Origin of the sequence: Paracoccus shandongensis, from assembly GCF_017315735.1 — a bacterium.
GTDB classification, from domain to species: domain Bacteria; phylum Pseudomonadota; class Alphaproteobacteria; order Rhodobacterales; family Rhodobacteraceae; genus Paracoccus; species Paracoccus shandongensis.
The window spans coordinates 88,067-104,797 of the sequence record NZ_JAFLRK010000001.1 but is presented as its reverse complement, the minus strand read 5'-3'; the positions used below and the strand labels follow the sequence as shown (position 1 = coordinate 104,797).

11 protein-coding genes are annotated in these 16,731 nt (G+C 68.8%); 10 read left to right on the top strand and 1 reads right to left on the bottom strand.

Features of this window, described 5'->3' with window-relative positions:
- Window positions 1–103 precede the first annotated feature (103 nt).
- Genes JX613_RS00505 through JX613_RS00495 form a run of 3 tightly spaced genes read left to right on the top strand, consistent with a single transcriptional unit; the run spans window position 104 to window position 5,812 of the window.
- Window positions 104–1,732, top strand: a complete 1,629-nt coding sequence (locus tag JX613_RS00505) for a (2,3-dihydroxybenzoyl)adenylate synthase (protein WP_207099495.1) — start codon at window positions 104–106, stop codon at window positions 1,730–1,732.
- Window positions 1,729–1,965 (top strand): phosphopantetheine-binding protein, encoded by a 237-nt coding sequence (locus tag JX613_RS00500; RefSeq protein WP_207099494.1) that lies wholly within the window; start codon window positions 1,729–1,731, stop codon window positions 1,963–1,965. The genes JX613_RS00505 and JX613_RS00500 overlap by 4 nt, the downstream gene beginning before the upstream one ends.
- Complete coding sequence (locus JX613_RS00495) at window positions 1,958–5,812, top strand: non-ribosomal peptide synthetase (RefSeq protein ID WP_207099493.1); 3,855 nt, start codon at window positions 1,958–1,960, stop codon at window positions 5,810–5,812. The genes JX613_RS00500 and JX613_RS00495 overlap by 8 nt, the downstream gene beginning before the upstream one ends.
- On the opposite strand, the gene JX613_RS00490 is transcribed toward JX613_RS00495, so the two are convergent.
- On the bottom strand, window positions 5,755–6,591 hold the full coding sequence (locus JX613_RS00490; RefSeq protein WP_207099492.1) for an alpha/beta hydrolase: 837 nt from the start codon (window positions 6,589–6,591) through the stop codon (window positions 5,755–5,757). The two genes, JX613_RS00495 and JX613_RS00490, sit on opposite strands and share 58 nt — an antisense overlap.
- Window positions 6,592–6,727: 136 nt before the next feature.
- Here JX613_RS00490 and JX613_RS00485 point away from each other — a divergent pair, with 136 nt between their 5' ends.
- From JX613_RS00485 to ggt, 7 genes are all read left to right on the top strand, one after another.
- Window positions 6,728–8,125, top strand: coding sequence for a YncE family protein (locus JX613_RS00485; protein WP_207099491.1), 1,398 nt, complete (start codon window positions 6,728–6,730; stop codon window positions 8,123–8,125).
- Window positions 8,126–8,144: 19 nt separating this feature from the next.
- Complete coding sequence (locus JX613_RS00480) at window positions 8,145–9,236, top strand: ABC transporter substrate-binding protein (RefSeq protein ID WP_207099490.1); 1,092 nt, start codon at window positions 8,145–8,147, stop codon at window positions 9,234–9,236.
- A gap of 5 nt (window positions 9,237–9,241) precedes the next feature.
- The gene (locus tag JX613_RS00475) at window positions 9,242–10,270 is read left to right on the top strand and encodes a FecCD family ABC transporter permease (protein ID WP_336512249.1); all 1,029 of its coding nucleotides are present in this window, start codon (window positions 9,242–9,244) and stop codon (window positions 10,268–10,270) included.
- Entirely contained in the window at window positions 10,267–11,031 is a 765-nt protein-coding gene (locus tag JX613_RS00470; protein WP_207099489.1) for an ABC transporter ATP-binding protein, read from the top strand. The genes JX613_RS00475 and JX613_RS00470 overlap by 4 nt, the downstream gene beginning before the upstream one ends.
- Window positions 11,032–11,178: 147 nt before the next feature.
- Window positions 11,179–13,437, top strand: a complete 2,259-nt coding sequence (locus JX613_RS00465; protein ID WP_207099488.1) for a FepA family TonB-dependent siderophore receptor — start codon at window positions 11,179–11,181, stop codon at window positions 13,435–13,437.
- A 96-nt stretch (window positions 13,438–13,533) separates the two neighbouring features.
- Complete coding sequence (locus tag JX613_RS00460) at window positions 13,534–15,132, top strand: GMC family oxidoreductase (RefSeq protein WP_207099487.1); 1,599 nt, start codon at window positions 13,534–13,536, stop codon at window positions 15,130–15,132.
- The gene (ggt, locus tag JX613_RS00455) at window positions 15,129–16,727 is read left to right on the top strand and encodes a gamma-glutamyltransferase (RefSeq protein WP_207099486.1); all 1,599 of its coding nucleotides are present in this window, start codon (window positions 15,129–15,131) and stop codon (window positions 16,725–16,727) included. The genes JX613_RS00460 and ggt overlap by 4 nt, the downstream gene beginning before the upstream one ends.
- Window positions 16,728–16,731 lie beyond the last annotated feature (4 nt).

The window sequence follows — 16,731 nt, the reverse complement described above, 5'->3', positions numbered from 1 at the left end:
TTAGCCGGTTGGCCGCGCCTGTCCAAGCCTGCTTTGCGAAAAGTTGACGATTTCTCTCAACCGGCTTATGCCGCCGCCAAGGCCGATCCGAAAGGCAAACGCAATGACCGAAGCGAACACGATCCCCCGGCAAATCTGGCCCGCCGATCTTGCCGCGCGCTATCGCGCCAAGGGCTATTGGCGGAACGAGACCTTCGGGGATTTCCTGCGCGCCCGCGCGGCCGATCATCCCGACCGGCTGGCCGTGGTCGATGCCGGGAACCGCTGGACCTATGCCGACCTGCTGGTTCGCGCCGAATCGGCGGCGGGGGGATACCTGGCACTTGGGCTGCAACCGGGCGACCGGGTGATCGTGCAGATCCCCAACATCGCCGCCTTCTTCCCGGCCGTGTTCGGGCTGTTCCTGGCGGGGCTGGTCCCGGTCTATGCGCTGCCCGCGCATCGCCAGACCGAACTGATCCATTTCGCGCAACGATCGGGCGCGAAGGCCATGGTCATCGCCGACCGGCACGATGGCTTCGACTATCGCCCCCTGGCCGATCTGGTCCGGGCCGAGGTTCCCGCCATCGCCCATGTCATCGTCATCGGCGATGCGGGCGATCACATTCCCTTCGACAACCTGCGCGCCGGTCCCGCGCTGCCCCGGGTCGATCCGTCGGCGGTGGCCTTCCTGCAAATCTCGGGCGGGTCCACGGGCCTGTCCAAGCTGATCCCCCGGACGCATGACGATTACATCTACAGCTTCCGCGAAAGCGCGCGGATCTGCGGGCTGACCGGCGACAGCGTCTATCTGGCCGCGCTGCCCGTGGCCCACAACTTCCCAATGAGTTCGCCCGGCGTCTTCGGCGCGCTTTATGCAGGCGCGCGGGTGGTCATGGCCCCGAACCCCGCCGCCGAGACCGCCTTTTCGCTGATCGCGCGCGAGGGCGTGACCATCACCGGCGTCGTGCCGCCCTTGGCGCTGCTGTGGATGCAGGCGGCGGCCAGGACACCGCACGACCTGTCCAGCCTGCAAGTGTTGCAGGTCGGCGGCGCCAAGTTCATCCCCGAGGCCGCGGCCCGCGTCCGCCCGACCCTGGGCTGCACCCTGCAACAGGTCTTCGGCATGGCCGAGGGGCTGGTGAACTATACCCGCCTGGACGACCCCGAGGAGATCATCGTCACCACCCAGGGCCGTCCCATCAGCCCCGACGACGAGGTGCTGATCCTGGACGATACCGGCAACCCGGTGCCCGAGGGCGAGCCGGGCCACCTGCTGACGCGCGGCCCCTATACGATCCGCGCCTATCACAACGATCCCGGCGCTAACGCCCGCAGCTTCACCCCCGACGGCTTCTATCGCACCGGCGACATCGTGAAGCGTTTGCCCGGCGGATACCTTGTCGTGCAGGGCCGGGCGGGCGACCACATCAACCGCGCGGGCGAGAAGATTTCCGCCGAGGAGATCGAGGATCACCTGATGGCCCATCCGGCGGTCTTCGACGCCGCCGTGGTCTCGATCCCGGACGAGTTCCTGGGCGAACGCAGTTGCGCCTTCGTCATCGCCGCCCCCGGCACGCAGCCCCGCGCGCCGGATCTCAAGGCCTTCATGCGCGGGCGGGGGGTGGCGGATTTCAAGGTGCCCGACCAGATCGTCTTCGTCCCCGAATTCCAGACCACCGCCGTGGGCAAGGTCAGCCGCAACGTGCTGCGCGCGGAATTGCGCAGCCGCTATCTGAAGGAAACCGCATGACCCTGACGCTGGACCGGATGCGCGCCGATGTTGCCCGCGCGATCCACATGGACCCGTCGGACATCCGCGACGACGACCACCTGGGCGACCTGGGCCTTGATTCCCTGCGCCTGATGCGCTTGGTCCTGGCGTGGGAGGAAGCCGGGCTGACCGCCAATTTCAGCCTGTTTGCCGAATATGAAACGCTGGGCGACTGGTGGACCCATATCGTCGCCCCCGACGCCGATGCCTGACACGCGCCCCCTGACCGAGGCGCAGGAAGGCCTGTGGTATGCGCAGGCGCTGGACCCCGCCAACCCGATCCTGAACACCGGGCAGTATCTGGACTTGCGCGGCCCGGTCGATCCTGACGCGCTGCGCTTGGCCCTGACCCGGACGCTGGCGGAAACCGAGGCGCTGCGCCTGCGCTTCCGCCAGGGTCCGCACGGCCCGGAGCAATGGCTGGACCCCGCGCCCATCACGCCCAGCGTTGTCAACGCGACCGGGCCCGAGGCGCTGGCGATGATGCGCGCGGACAGCGGCCGGGCGCTTGACCTGGCGCGCGACCCGGCGGCGGCCTTCACGATCTTCATCCTTCCCGACCGGGTGCTGGTTTACGAACGCATCCACCACCTCGCCATCGACGGCTATGGCATGGTGCTGCTGACCAACCGGATCGGAGAGCACTACTCGGCCATCGTGACCGGCGGCCCCGCGCCCCTGCCATTCCCGCCGCTGGACCGCGCGCATGAGGAGGACGCGGCCTATCGCGCTTCCGACAAGCGCGAGGCGGACGCCGCCTGGTGGCGCGACTGGCTGCGGGATCTGCCCGAGGTGACAGGCCCCGCAATCGGCACCGCCGTCAGCGCGCGTCATTTCCTGCGGGAAAGCCGCTGGCTGGATGGCAACCTGCTGGCCCGGCTTGCCGCTTTTGCCGACGCCCATGACCTGAACTGGCCCGACGTGCTGACGGGGCTGGCGGGCGCCTATCTGGCCCGCTGGACCGGGGGCTGCGCCGTGATCGGCGTGCCCTTCATGGCGCGCATGGGCCGCAGGATCGCGCGGCTGCCCTGCATGGCGATGAACGTCCTGCCGCAGCGCATCGCCTTGGACGAGGATGCGCCCGTGTCCGACTGCCTGGCGGCCTTGGCGCGCGACATGGCGCAGGCCCGCCGCCATGGCCTTTACCGCAGCGAACAGTTGCGCCGCGACCTGGGCCTGGTCGGCGGCGCGCGCAGGCTCTATGGCCCCTTGGTCAACGTCCAGCCCTTCGACCGCGCGCCGCGCTTCGCGGGCTTGCAGGTGGATCTGCATATCCTGGGCGCAGGGGCGGTGGACGACCTGACGCTGACCTTCCGGGGCGATCCGCAAGCGGGCCTGCTGTTCGAGGTGGACGCGAACCCGAACCTTTATTCCCCGCAGGACGTGGCCGGCCATGCCGCGCGCCTGCCGGACTTCATCGCCGCAGCCCTGGTCGCCGCGACCCTGGCGCAGGTGCCGACCGCCAGCCGCGCCGAGATCGCCGCAGCCGCCGCCGTCAACGCGACCGACCACCCGGTCCCCGACACGACGCTGGTGGCGCTGATCGAGGCGCAGATGGCCGCGACCCCCGACGCGCCCGCCGTGACCTTCGGCAATGCAACGATCAGCTTTGCCGACCTGAACCGCCGCAGCGCGGCCTTGTCGGCGCATCTGGCAACGCTTGGCGCAGGACCGGGCCGCATCGTCGCCGTGGCCCTGGACCGCTCTCTGGATCTGCCCGTAGTCCTGCTGGCGATCCTGCGCGCCGGGGCGGCCTATCTGCCGCTGGATCCCGATCATCCGCCCGAACGGATCGCGCGGATCCTGGCGATGGCGCAGCCCGTGGCGGTCGTGACGCAGCCCGATCTGGCGGGCCTGTTCCCGTCCGACGCGCCCCTGCTGACCGAATGGCCTGCCACAGGCACCCCGCCCACCGGACCGGCGCCGGGGGACATGGCCTATGTCATCTACACCTCGGGATCCACCGGCGAACCCAAGGGCGTGGTCATCGACCACCGCGCCATCGTCAACCGCCTGTTGTGGATGCGCGACCATTACGGCATCGACGCATCCGACCGCATCCTGCAAAAGACGCCCGCGACCTTCGATGTCTCGGTGTGGGAGTTCTTCCTGCCCATGATCGCCGGGGCTGAACTGGTCATGGCCCCGCCCGGCGCACATCGCGACCCGTCGGCCATCGCCGCGCTGATCCGCCGCCACGCCATCACCACGCTGCATTTCGTGCCTTCGATGCTGTCGGCCTTTCTGGCCGCGCCCGCATCCGACGGAATCGCGCTGCGCCGCGTCTTCTGTTCGGGCGAGGAACTGACCGCCGACCAGCGCGCCAGGTTCCACCGCCGCATCCGGGCCGAGTTGCACAACCTTTATGGCCCGACCGAGGCCGCCGTGGATGTCAGCTTCTGGCCTGCCGGGCCTGACGATGCGTCGAACCCGCTGCCGATCGGCTGGCCGGTCTGGAACACGTCGCTGCACGTCCTGGACGACCGGATGCGCCCGGTCCCGCCGGGGCTGGCGGGGCACCTGTACCTGGGCGGCGTGCAGCTTGCGCGCGGCTATCTGGGCCGCGACGACCTGACGGCGCAGCGGTTCGTGATCGGACCCGATGGCGCGCGGCTTTATGCCACCGGCGATCTGGCACGCAGGCGGCATGACGGGGCGGTGGTCTATCTGGGCCGGTCCGACCACCAGGTGAAGATCCGCGGGCTGCGGATCGAACTGGGCGAGATCGAGGCCGCCATCATGGCCTCCGGCCTCGTCCGCGAATGCGTGGTCCTGGCGCGAGAGGACCGCGCGGGCGACCGCCGCCTGGTCGCCTATCTGGTGCCCTCCGACGCCTGGGCCGAGGGCCTGCTGGCCCGGCATCTGTCGGCCACCTTGCCCGCCTATATGCTGCCCGGGGCCGAGGTCTTGCTGGACGCGCTGCCCGTCACTGCGAACGGCAAGCTGGACCGTAAGGCACTGCCCGCGCCAAAGGTCTCGGTCGCCGGGCGGGATGCGGAAACGGATGCCGAACGGCTGCTGGCGCGCCTTTATGCCGAGGTTCTGCACCTGCCGCAGGTGCCCGGCACCCAGGCCGATTTCTTCGCCCTCGGCGGCGATTCCCTGTCCGCGGTCCGCCTGATCCTGCGGATCGAGGAGGAAACCGGCCGCGATCCCGGCCTGGGCACGATCTTTGAACACCCGGTGCTGGGGCATCTGGCGGCGGCGCTTGGGACGGCGCGTCAGGACGACGGGCTGAACCCGCTGATCCTGCTGGCGGACGGCGATCCGGCGGCCGCGCCGCTGTTCCTGATCCACCCGGCGGGCGGCATTGCATGGGGCTATCGCCACCTCGCGCGGCTGATCGCGCCCGCGCGGCGGGTCTGGGGGATCCAGCATCCGGGCCTGGACCTGACCGTTCCCTTGCCGGGCAGCCTTGACGACCTGGCGCGCGATTATGCGGCACGCATCGCGGCAGTTGCGGACGGCCCGGTGCATCTGGCGGGCTGGTCTGTCGGCGGCATCCTGGCGCAGGCCACCGCCATCGAACTGGCGGCGCTTGGGCGGCGGGCAGGGCTGGTCGCGGCGCTGGACAGCTATCCCGCCGATGTCTGGCGCGACGAGCCGGAACCCGATCCCGTCGCGGCCCTGCGGGCATTGCTGGCGATTGCGGGCCATGACCCCGACGCGCATCGGGATCTGGACACGCGGCCCAAGGTGGTGGCCTTCCTGCGCGCGGGCGATACCGCGCTTGGCGCGCTGCCGGAACCCGTGCTGGACGGCGTGGTCCGCGCTGTCACCGACACGAACCGCCTGGTGCGCGGCCATCACCACCGCCGCTGGACCGGCACGCTGACCCATATCCGCGCGGGCCTGGACCATCAGGACCGCGACCTGCGGGCCGCGATGTGGCGTCCCCACGCCGCATGGATCGAGGAACTGTCGGTGCCGTTCCTGCATCCCGCCATGACCTCGATCGAAGCCTCGGCCCTGATCGCGCCGATGCTGGCCGCGCGGATGGATCAGGCGGCGGCAAAGGGCAGCGCCAGCGGCAGGGATCCGGCGATGGTTTCGATGTGAACCAGCCCGGGCAGGACATGGATCTGCGGTGACAGCCTGTTCCGGTCGCGCAGGTCGGCCAGGAATTGCATCGTCGCGGGCGCCGGGCCATCGGGCGGCGGGCCGTCGCTGCCAGACCGCTTTTCGCGGTCGCCCAGGGCGGCCAGCAGGGGCGGGGGCGCGGCCATCCGCCCCGCCCGGTCCGCCACGCGGCGGATCAGGCCCTCGTCCCACCAGATCGAGGGGCTGATCGCGGCGTAGCGCGCGAAGGCACCGGGCCGCGTCAGCAGCGCGTAAAGCGTGAACAGCCCGCCGAAGGAATGGCCCCACAGGGTCCGCCGCGCGGGATCAACGGGGGCGGCAGCCTCGGCCGCCTGCCGCAGCGGGCCGGTCAGCCGGTCCAGGAACAGCGCCGCGCCCCCCGCCATGCGGCCCGGATGGACGGGGTCGGGGCGGATGCCGTCACCGGGGCCGTCCGGCGCGGTAAAGTCCAGCGTGCGCTGTTCGCGCGCGAACTGGCGGTCGGTGTCATAGCCCACGCCCGCCAGCATCAGACCCGGCGCAAGGGCCAGCAGATCGGGCGTCAGGAAATCGAAGGCCGCGTTGCCGTCCAGCAGATACAGGATCGGCCAGCCCGTCCGGGGCGGCGTGCCGCGCGGCACGGCCAGGAACAGCCGGTGGCCCGGCCCGGTGTCCACAACCATTTGCGACAGGTGATGCGTCGCCACCGCCCCGTCGAAAATCCGCAGCTCTGCCTGCCTGCGCGCATGGTCCGGCCCTGCCTGTCCCGTGTTCCGCATCCTTCCCGATCCTTCGCCGTTTTCTCTGCCTGCCATGGTTGACAAACTTGGTCAGAAATATACTGCTGCACGCGATCGAAGCCAGCCCGCCTGTCGGACAAGCCTGAAAAACGATCCATTCTTCAAGGAGATCACGATGGCAACCCCAATCCGTCGCCATGCCCGCGCCTTGCTGGGCGCTTCGATTCTGGCCTTGTCGCTGGCAAGCCCCACGCTGGCCGAAACCATCTTTACGCCCACCTCGGACGGTTTCGTCGGCGCGGTCAGCGCCGAGGCGCCGAACCGCGCGCCCATCCATGCCGGAACCACCGTCACCATTTCGGGCGAGGATCTGACCCCAGGCCAGCAGATCACCCTGATGCGTGGCACCACCGTCCTGAACGCGGACAGTCCGCTGACCGTCGCGCAAGACGGCACCTTCAGCACGGACGTGACAGTGGATGCCGGGGCCGCGACCGGCCTGCACCCCATTGTCGTGATCGGCGAAAACCCCGCCGCCGCGACCGTGGTGGACCTGAAGGTCTCGCCCGAAATCCCGGTTTCGGGGCAGGACAAGTTCACCATCCTCAGCCAGCCGGTGACGCGCGGGCTGTATCAGGTGGCCTACAGCCCCAAATCGGACGCGCTGTTCGTGACCTCGGCCGTGGGGCGCCCGCCGGTCAGGCAATCGGCGCTGGTCAAGGTGAACCCGGAGACGCTGGAAACCATCGCCTCGGCCACGCCCCAACCCGCGCCTGCCCGTGGGGAAGGCGACGGCGGGGTGTTTGCGGTTTACGGCGTGGCGGTGGACGATGCGAACGGCACCGTCTGGGTGACGAACACGCGCCAGGACACCGTCGCGGTCTACAAGCAGGACGACCTGTCGCTGGTCAAGCAGTTCGCGCCGAACACCGCCCCCCATCCGCGCGACGTGGTGATCGACGGGGATCGCGGCCGCGCCTATGTCAGCACCAGCACGGCCCCCGAGATCCTGGTCTTCGACACCAGGACGCTGGAGCAGTTGGACCCGATCACGGTTCCCTCCAATATCCGGGGAGAGGAGTTCGGCACCATGGCGCTGGACCTGGACGCCAAGGCGGGCACGCTGGTCACGGCCAGCCTGAACACGCCGGAAGCCGCCGTCATCGACCTGAACACCGGCGAAGCCAAGGTGTTCGAGATCGAGGGCGCCAAGGGCACCGCAGGCGCGGCCTATGACGCGCAGGACGGGCTGCTGTTCGTGACCGCGCAGCAGACCGACAACCTGCTGATCCTGAACGCCGACACGGGCGAGGTGCTGCATGATGTGGAGGTCGGCGCAGGCCCGCTGAACGTCACCTTCGATCCGGTCAGCCGCCATGCCTTTGTCGCCAACCGCGGATCCGGCACGATCACGGTGGTCGATACCGAAGGACAGATCGTCGCGAACCTGGACGCGGGCAGCTTTCCCAACCAATTGCGCGCGGACGGCAAGGGCAATGTCTATGCCGTCAACAAGTCGCGCGGCGAGAATGACGAGGCCGGCGACCGCGTCTGGCGCATCCACGCCAACTGATCCGATGAAGGGAAAGCCCATGCGTCTTCAAAGCCTTGCCTTCCTGGCCTGCGCCTGCCTGGGCTTTCCGGCATTTGCCGAGATCACCGTGACCGACATCCTGGACAGGCCCGTCACGATCCCCGAACCCGCCGACCGCATCGTCCTGGGAGAGGGGCGGCACCTGTCCGTCCTGGGCCTGATCCATGACGATCCCGTCTCGCTGGTGGCGGGCTGGCGGCTGGAGCGTGCCTTGGACGAACCGACGCTGGCCGCCTGGCGGGCGAAATTCCCGGCCATCGACGCCATCCAGACCGTGGGCGGGGGCGCGCGCAGCATTTCCGCCGAAAGCGTGATCGCGTTGAAGCCCGACCTGCTGGTCATGTCGCTGATGGACGCCAGCGACCCCGCCATGCAGCGCGCCCGCGACCAGATCGAGGCGGCGGGCATTCCGGTCGCCTATGTCGATTTCTTTTCCCACCCCCAGGAAAACGCGATCCCCAGCCTGCGGATCCTGGGCAAGCTGACAGGGGCCGAGGATCGGGCCGAGGAATTCGCGCAATTCTACCAGGAACGGCTGGACCGCGTGCGCGACCGTCTGGCCGCCAGCGACGCGCCCCGGCCGGGCGTGTTCTTCCATGTCCATGCGGCGGCGCGAGATTGCTGTTCGACCGTGGGGCAGGGGGTGTTCCACGACTTCATCACCACGGCGGGCGGGCGGAACCTGGCGGCCGAGGTGGCAGCGGGCGTGCAGGGCAATGTCAGCCTGGAATACCTGATCGGCGCGGACCCGGACTTCTATATCGCCACCGGCGGCACGCATATGGCGGCGCGGGGCGGGCTGGTGCTGGGGTCGGGCGTGGACGTGGATCAGGCCCGCGACAGCTTCGACGCCCTGACCGGGGCGCCGGGGTTCAATGCGCTGTCGGCGGTGCAAAATGGCCATGCGGCGGGGGTGTGGCACCTGTTCAACGACTCGCCCGTCCATATCGCGCTGATCGAATACCTGGCCAAGACCTTCCACCCGGACCTGTTCGCGGACCTTGACCCCGCCGCCACTTTGGCCGAGATCGAGGCCCGCTTTTCCTCGGTGGCTGTGGACGGAACGTGGTGGATCGACAACCGGCAATAGGCGGCGTGCTGCTGCACCGTTATCATCAGCAGAACCGCCGCCGCGCGGTTCTGGTGGCGGTCATGGCGGCGATGGCGGTGCTTGGGATCGTGCTGGATCTGATGACCGGGCCTTCCGGGCTGCCGCTGTCCGAAACCCTGCGCGCCCTGACGGGGGCCGAGGTCGAACGCGCGACCCAGGTCATCGTCTGGCAGGTCCGCCTGCCCGTCGCGGCCCTGGCCCTGCTGGTCGGCGCGGCGCTGGCGCTGTCCGGGGCCGAGATGCAGACGGTGCTGGAAAACCCCCTGGCCGAACCCTTTACGCTGGGCGTGTCGGCATCGGCGGCCCTTGGCGCGGCAACGGCCATCGTCCTGGGCCTGACGCTGCCCATGCTGCCCGCACAATGGTCCATTTCCGCCAATGCCTTCCTGTTCGCGCTTGGCGCGCTGGCGCTGCTGCAACTGCTGGGGCGGCTGCGCGGCGGCGGACCCGAGGTGCTGATCCTGTTCGGGATCGCGCTGAACTTCTCGGCGGCGGCCTTCCTGTCGGTGCTGCAATTCGTGGCCTCGGCCGATGCGCTGCAACAACTGGTGTTCTGGACCATGGGCAGCCTTTCGGCGGCCAGTTGGCAGGGGGTGGCGGCGCTGGCCCTGGTGCTGGCCGCCTGCATGCCGTTTTCCCTGCGCGCGGCCTGGCAACTGACCGCCCTGCGCATGGGCGAGGACCAGGCCCGCAGCTTCGGCGTCGATGTGGATGCGCTGCGCCGCTGGACGCTGCTGCGGGTCAGCCTGTTGGCCGCGACCGCCGTGTCGCTGGTGGGCGTGATCGGCTTTGTGGGCCTGGCCGGCCCCCATATCGCCCGGATGCTGGTGGGCGAGGATCACCGCTTCTTCCTGCCCGCCAGCATCCTGACCGGCGCGCTGGTCATGTCGCTGGCCTCCACCCTGTCCAAGATGGTGGTGCCCGGGGTGCTTCTTCCGGTGGGGCTTGTCACGTCCTTGATCGGCCTGCCGGTGTTCTTCTGGCTGATCCTGCGCGGGCGCGCGCGGCGATGAGCGGGCTTCGCATCGAAAACGTCAGCCTGCGTTACGGCGCGCGCCCGATCCTGCGCGGGTTGACCCTGCCCGACCTGCGCCCGGGCGAGGTTACGGTCCTGGCCGGTCCCAACGCCGCCGGGAAATCGACGCTGCTGCGCGCCATCGCCCAGCTTGCCCCCTATCGCGGGCGCATCGCGCTGGATGGCGAGGATCTGGCGCGGATGCCGATCCGCCGCCGCGCCCGGCTGATCGGGGTGATGCCGCAGGCGCTTCCCGCCGGATCGTCGCTGGTCGTGCTGGAAAGCGTCATTGCCGCCCTGCGCGCGGGCGACGGTTTTGCGGCAGGGGCCGACGCGCAGGCCATGGCGGTGCTGGAACGCCTCGGCATCGCCGACCTGGCGATGGAGCCGCTGGACCAGTTGTCGGGCGGGCAGCGGCAGATGGTCAGCCTGGCCCAGGCCATTGTCCGCGACCCGCGCGTGCTGCTGCTGGACGAACCGACCAGCGCGCTGGATCTGGCCCGCCAGGTCCGCCTGCTGGGCGCGTTGCGCGCGCTTGCCGCCGAGGGCCGGATCGTCGTGGCCGTGCTGCACGATCTGGCGATGGCCGCGCAATGGGCGGACCGGATCGTCCTGCTGCACCGGGGGGAACTGCATTCCAGCGGCCAGCCCGCGACCGTGCTGACGCCCGACCTGCTGGCCCGCGTCTATGGCGTCCGCGCCCGGGTCGAGCGTTGCTCTCAAGGCCGCATCACCGTCCTGATCGACGGCGAGGTCTGAGGCGGGCCGCGACTGTGGCATCAAAACGGCACTGAAACTATTTTTGTCGGGAATGTTGCGCCCGCGGCTCACAGATGCTTGAAGCGCGCGTGAGAAGCCCGCGAACGCCAGCCAGAAATCCCCAATGAAACAAAAAAGGAGCCTGCCATGGCGACCTTTCGTTCGCGGCTTGTCTCGGGCACGTCGCTGTCGCTTCTGGTGTCGTTCGGCCTGGTTGCCGCGCCCCTTCGCGCCCAGGAAACCGGCGATGTCACCGTTCTGGAAGAAATCGTCCTGACCGCCGAGGAACAGGCCAAGCAGGCGCTCGGCGTGTCCCAGGTAACGGCCGAGGATCTGGAAAAGCAGCCGGTCGTCAACGACATTTCCGAAGTCGTGCGCAGGCAGCCGGGCGTGAACCTGACCGGATCGACGGCCACCGGCCAGCGCGGCAACCAGCGCCAGATCGACATTCGCGGCATGGGGCCGGAAAACACGCTGATCCTGATCGACGGCAAGCCCGTGCTGTCGCGCAATTCCGTCAAGATGAGCCGGGGCGGCGAACGCGACACCCGCGGCGATTCGAACTGGGTGCCTGCCGAACTGATCGAACGGATCGAGGTCATTCGCGGCCCGGCGGCGGCGCGATACGGATCGGGCGCCTCGGGCGGGGTGGTCAACATCATCACCAAGCGCCCCGAGACCTTCACCGGCCAGTTGGGCCTGCACTGGAACCAGCCCGAAAACGACAAGGAAGGCGTGACCAAGCGCACCAACTTCATGCTGGCGGGCCCGGCGGGCGAACGGCTGACCTTCCGCGTCTTCGGCAACTACAGCGAAACCGGCGGCGACGATCCCGACCTGAACCCGCCCCAGTTGAACGAAGAAGGAGAACTTGAGACGCTTGCCGCGCGCGAAGGCGTGGTGAACAAGGACACGGGCGCCCTGCTGACCTGGGACATGGCGCCGGGCCACGAGCTGGATCTGCAATTCGACTTCTCGCGCCAGGGCAACATCTTCGCGGGCGACACACGGAACGGGACGATCAGCGAGGATTCGGCGGCGTTGGTGGGGGCGGAAACCAGCCGCATGTATCGCCGCACGCTGTCCACGACCCATCGCGGCGAATACGATTTCGGCGAATCGATAAGCTATCTGCAATGGGAGAAGACGGACAACACCCGCCTGTGTTCCGGCCTTTCGGGCAGTATCGAGGACAACTATGTCCCTTGCGTCGATATCGACGGCGATGGCGAGAACGATGCCTTCCGCAACAACACCATTGACCTCGACAACATCACCGCCAAGACCGAATGGATCATGCCGATGGATCTGGGCGGCAAGGCCAGCCGCGTGACGCTGGGCGCCGAATACCGGGGCGAGTTCATGGAGGATCCCAATTCCATCCTGAACAGCCTGGCTGAGGATCCCGAGGATGCGAAAGACCTTGCGGAACTGCTGGGCATTCCCGTCGATCCCGCCGACCGGGAAACGGAAAGCGAGCAGAACCTGGTCGGGCTTTATGCCGAAGGCAACATCGAATGGAACGACCGCCTGACGCTGACGCCCGCGCTGCGCTTTGACTACAGCGACACCTTCGGCAGCGCCTGGTCGCCGGGGCTGAACGCGACCTATGAATTCAGCGACGAATGGACGATGAAGCTGGGCGTGGCGCGCGCCTTCAAGACGCCGAACCTGTTCCAGTTGAACCCGAACTATGTCTATCGCACCCGGGGTAACGGCTGCCCCTATGTCGACGGGGTGCAGGTCACTGGCCCCTGCCTTGTGATCGGCAACCCCGATCTGGAAGCCGAGAAAAGCCTGAACAGCGAAATCGGCATCGCCTATGCGGGGGCGCAGGGCATCAATGCCAGCCTGACCTATTTCCACAACGACTACGACAACCGGATCGGCTCGGGCTTCGTCCAGTATAACGACGGCGCGACGACGAACCGGCTGTATCGCTGGGAAAACGAAGGCAAGGCCGTGATCTCGGGGCTTGAGGGCAACGTCTCGACCGACCTGGGCGACCGCTTCGCGTTCAACGCGAACTTCACCAAGATGATCAAGTCGGAAAAGGACAATGGCGAACCGCTGAGCCTGGTGCCCGACTATACCCTCAACGCCGCGCTGGACTGGCAGGCGACCGAGGCGCTGACCGTCACCCTGTCGGCCACCCGCTATGGTAGGATCGAGGCTGCCGGAACCGCATCGACCACCGGCGAGGTCTATGCCGACACCGAAAGCCGCGATCCCTATACGCTGGTCAACCTGGGCGGCAACTGGCAGGTCAACGACACGGCGCGGGTGTCGGCGGGCATCACCAACCTTCTGGACAAGACGGTGGTGCGCACGGGCACCGGATCCAGCGCCAATACCTTCAACGAACCGGGCCGGGCCTTCTATGTCAGCCTGAGCAAGTCGTTCTGACCCCGGGGCTGCAGCCTCCAAGCGGTCCGGCCCTTTGGCCGGGCCGTTCGCATCGGCCGCTTGTGCAAGGCGGTCTTTGCGGCCATCCTCTCGCGCATGGAAAGCTGCGATTACATCATCATCGGTGCGGGCAGCGCGGGATGCGTTCTGGCCAACCGCCTGTCCGCCGATCCCCGCACCCGCGTCCTGCTGCTGGAGGCCGGGGGGCGCGACAATTACCACTGGATCCACATCCCGGTGGGCTATCTGTATTGCATCGGCAATCCCCGCACCGACTGGGGCTTCAAGACCCAGGCCGAGGAAGGTCTGGGCGGCCGGTCGCTGCTTTATCCGCGCGGCCGCGTGCTGGGCGGCTGTTCGTCGATCAACGGCATGATCTACATGCGCGGGCAGGCCGCCGATTACGACGGCTGGCGGCAGATGGGCTGCACCGACTGGGCGTGGGACGACGTGCTGCCGCTGTTCAAGGCGCAAGAGGATTTCTATCGCGGCGCCGATGATGCCCACGGCGCGGGGGGCGAATTGCGCGTGGAAACCGCCCGCGTCCGCTGGGCCGTGCTGGACGCCTTCATGCAGGCCGCCGAACAGGCGGGCATCCCGCCGACCCCCGATTTCAACCGGGGCGACAACGAGGGCAGCGGCTATTTCGACGTGACCCAGCGGCGCGGCTGGCGGTGGAGCGCGGCCAAGGCCTTTCTGCGCCCAGTCCTGTCGCGCCCCAACCTGCGCGTCCTGACCGGGGCCGAGGTCGAGCGGCTGGTGATCGAGGGGGGCGAGGTCAAGGGCGTCGTCTTCCATCATGGGGGCCAGCGCAGGGAAGTCCGCGCGGCCCGCGAAACCGTGCTGTCGGCTGGCGCCATCGGGTCCGTGCAGATCCTGGAACAGTCGGGCATCGGGCGCGGCGACGTGCTGCAAGCGGCGGGCATCGCGCCCCAGGTCGAGGTGCCGTCCCTGGGCGAGAACCTGCAGGACCACCTGCAACTGCGGCTGGTCTACAAGGTCAACGGCGTGCCGACGCTGAACGAAAAGGCGTCGCGCCTGCTGGGCCGCGCGTCCATCGGGCTGGAATACCTGCTGAAGCGGTCGGGTCCGATGTCGATGGCGCCCAGCCAGTTGGGCATCTTCGCCAAGTCCGGCCCCGACAAGGCCACGGCGGATCTGGAATTCCACGTCCAGCCTGTCAGCCTGGACAAGTTCGGCGACCCGGTCCACCCCTTCCCGGCCATGACCGCCAGCGTCTGCAACCTGCGCCCCGAAAGCCGGGGCTCGGTCCATGTCACCGGCCCGGATTTCCGCGCCCATCCGGCGATCCGCCCGAACTATCTGTCCACGCCGGGCGACCGGGACGTGGCCGTCCGCGCCATCCGACTGGCCCGCAAGATCGCCGCGCAGCCCGCCTTTACCCGCTATGACCCCAGCGAGCATGTGCCGGGCATCGCCTTCCAGACCGACGACGACCTGGTCAAGGCTGCGGGCGCGGTGGGCACGACGATCTTCCACCCGGTCGGCACCTGCCGCATGGGCGTGGACGATGGCGCCGTGGTGGACCCGCGCCTGCGGATGCGCGCGCTTGGGCGGCTGCGGATCGCGGATGCCTCGGTCATGCCCACGATCACCAGCGGCAACACAAACGCGCCGGTGATGATGATCGCGGAAAAGGCCGCGCGGATGATGCTGGAGGATGCGCGGGCGTGACCCTGCCCTTCACCTGCGAAAAGCGCCCTGCATCCGGCTCGCGCGGCGTCGTCGTGACGAACGCGCCCCTGGGCACCGCCGCGGGGGCCGAGATGCTGGCCGTCGGCGGCAATGCCGTGGACGCCGCCGTTGCCGCGCTGCTGACGCTGACGGTGGTAGAGCCGATGATGGTCGGCATCGCGGGCGGCGGCATCGCGCATCTGCGGCTGGCGGACGGACGGCATGTGGTGATCGACGCGCTGTCGGTGGCGGGGCAGGGCGCGCGGGCGGACATGTTCACGCCGGTGTCGGATCAGCCCGACGCCTGGATGGAGGTCGAAGGGCGGCGGAACAGGATCGGGCCGTCCGCCGTGGCCGTGCCCGGCAACCTGCGCGGCTGGTTCCTGATGCAGCGGCAATACGGGCGGCTGCCCTGGGCCGACGTGGTGGACCCCGCCATCCGCGCGGCGGCGCGAGGGTTTACGGTCAGCCCCTATCTGCACGGCGCGATCCGGGAACACGAGGACGACCTGCGCGCGGATCCCGAAATGGCGCGGCTGTTCCTGCCGGACGGCGCGCCGCTGGCCCCGGGCGGGCGGCTGGTCATGGGGGATTACGCGGCCAGCCTGCGCCTGATCCAGCAGCAGGGCGACTCGGCGCTGCATGGCGGCGATCTGGGGCGTGCGCTGGCGGACCGGCTGGCGGACGCGGGCCATGTGACGCTGGCCGACCTGACGGCGGCCCGGGCCGTCGAGCGGCAGGCGATCACCGGCACCTATCGCGGCCACACCATCGTAGGGCCACCGCCGCCCGCCTCATCCGGCGTTCACGTCGTGCAGATGCTGAACATGCTGGAACCCCATGACCTGCGCGGCATGGGCTTTGCCAACCCCGACACGATGGATCTGATGGCGCGGGCCATTGCGCTGGCCTTCGAGGACCGGCGCGCGGCCTCGGGCGATCCGGATTTCGTGGATGTGCCGGTGGACCGCTTCACGTCCAAGGACTATGCCCGCCAGCGGATGCCCCATGAAAGCCGCGACACGACGCATGTCACGGTGGCCGATGCGGACGGCATCATCGTCAGCGCCACGCACACGATCAACGGGCTGTGGGGCGCCTGCTTCATGGTGCCGGGGACGGGGATCATCCCCAACAACTATATGCTGAACTATGACCCCCGGCCGGGGCGGGCGCTGTCCATCGCGCCGGGTAAGCGGGTGCCCACCTCCATGGCGCCGATGATGGTGCTGCGGGACGGTGCGCCGCTTTACGCGCTTGGCCTGCCGGGGGGCGTGCGGATCTTTCCGTCCGCCATGCAGGCCATCGTCAACCTGATCGACCACCGCATGACCCTGCAACAGGCGGTCGAGGCCCCGCGCCTGTGGACCGAGGGGGCCCACCTGGAACTGGAACCTAGCCTTGCCGCGCAGGCGGGTGCCATGCGCGCGCGCGGCCATGACGTGCGGCTGGTCAAGACCATCGGCGGGGGCATGAACGCCATCGGCTTTGCCCCGGACGGCACCATGACCGGCGCGGCCTGCTGGCGCGCGGACGGCACGGTGATGGCGCAGGGCGGCGGCTTGGCGCGTCCCGGCATCCGCTTCGTGATCTGAGGGT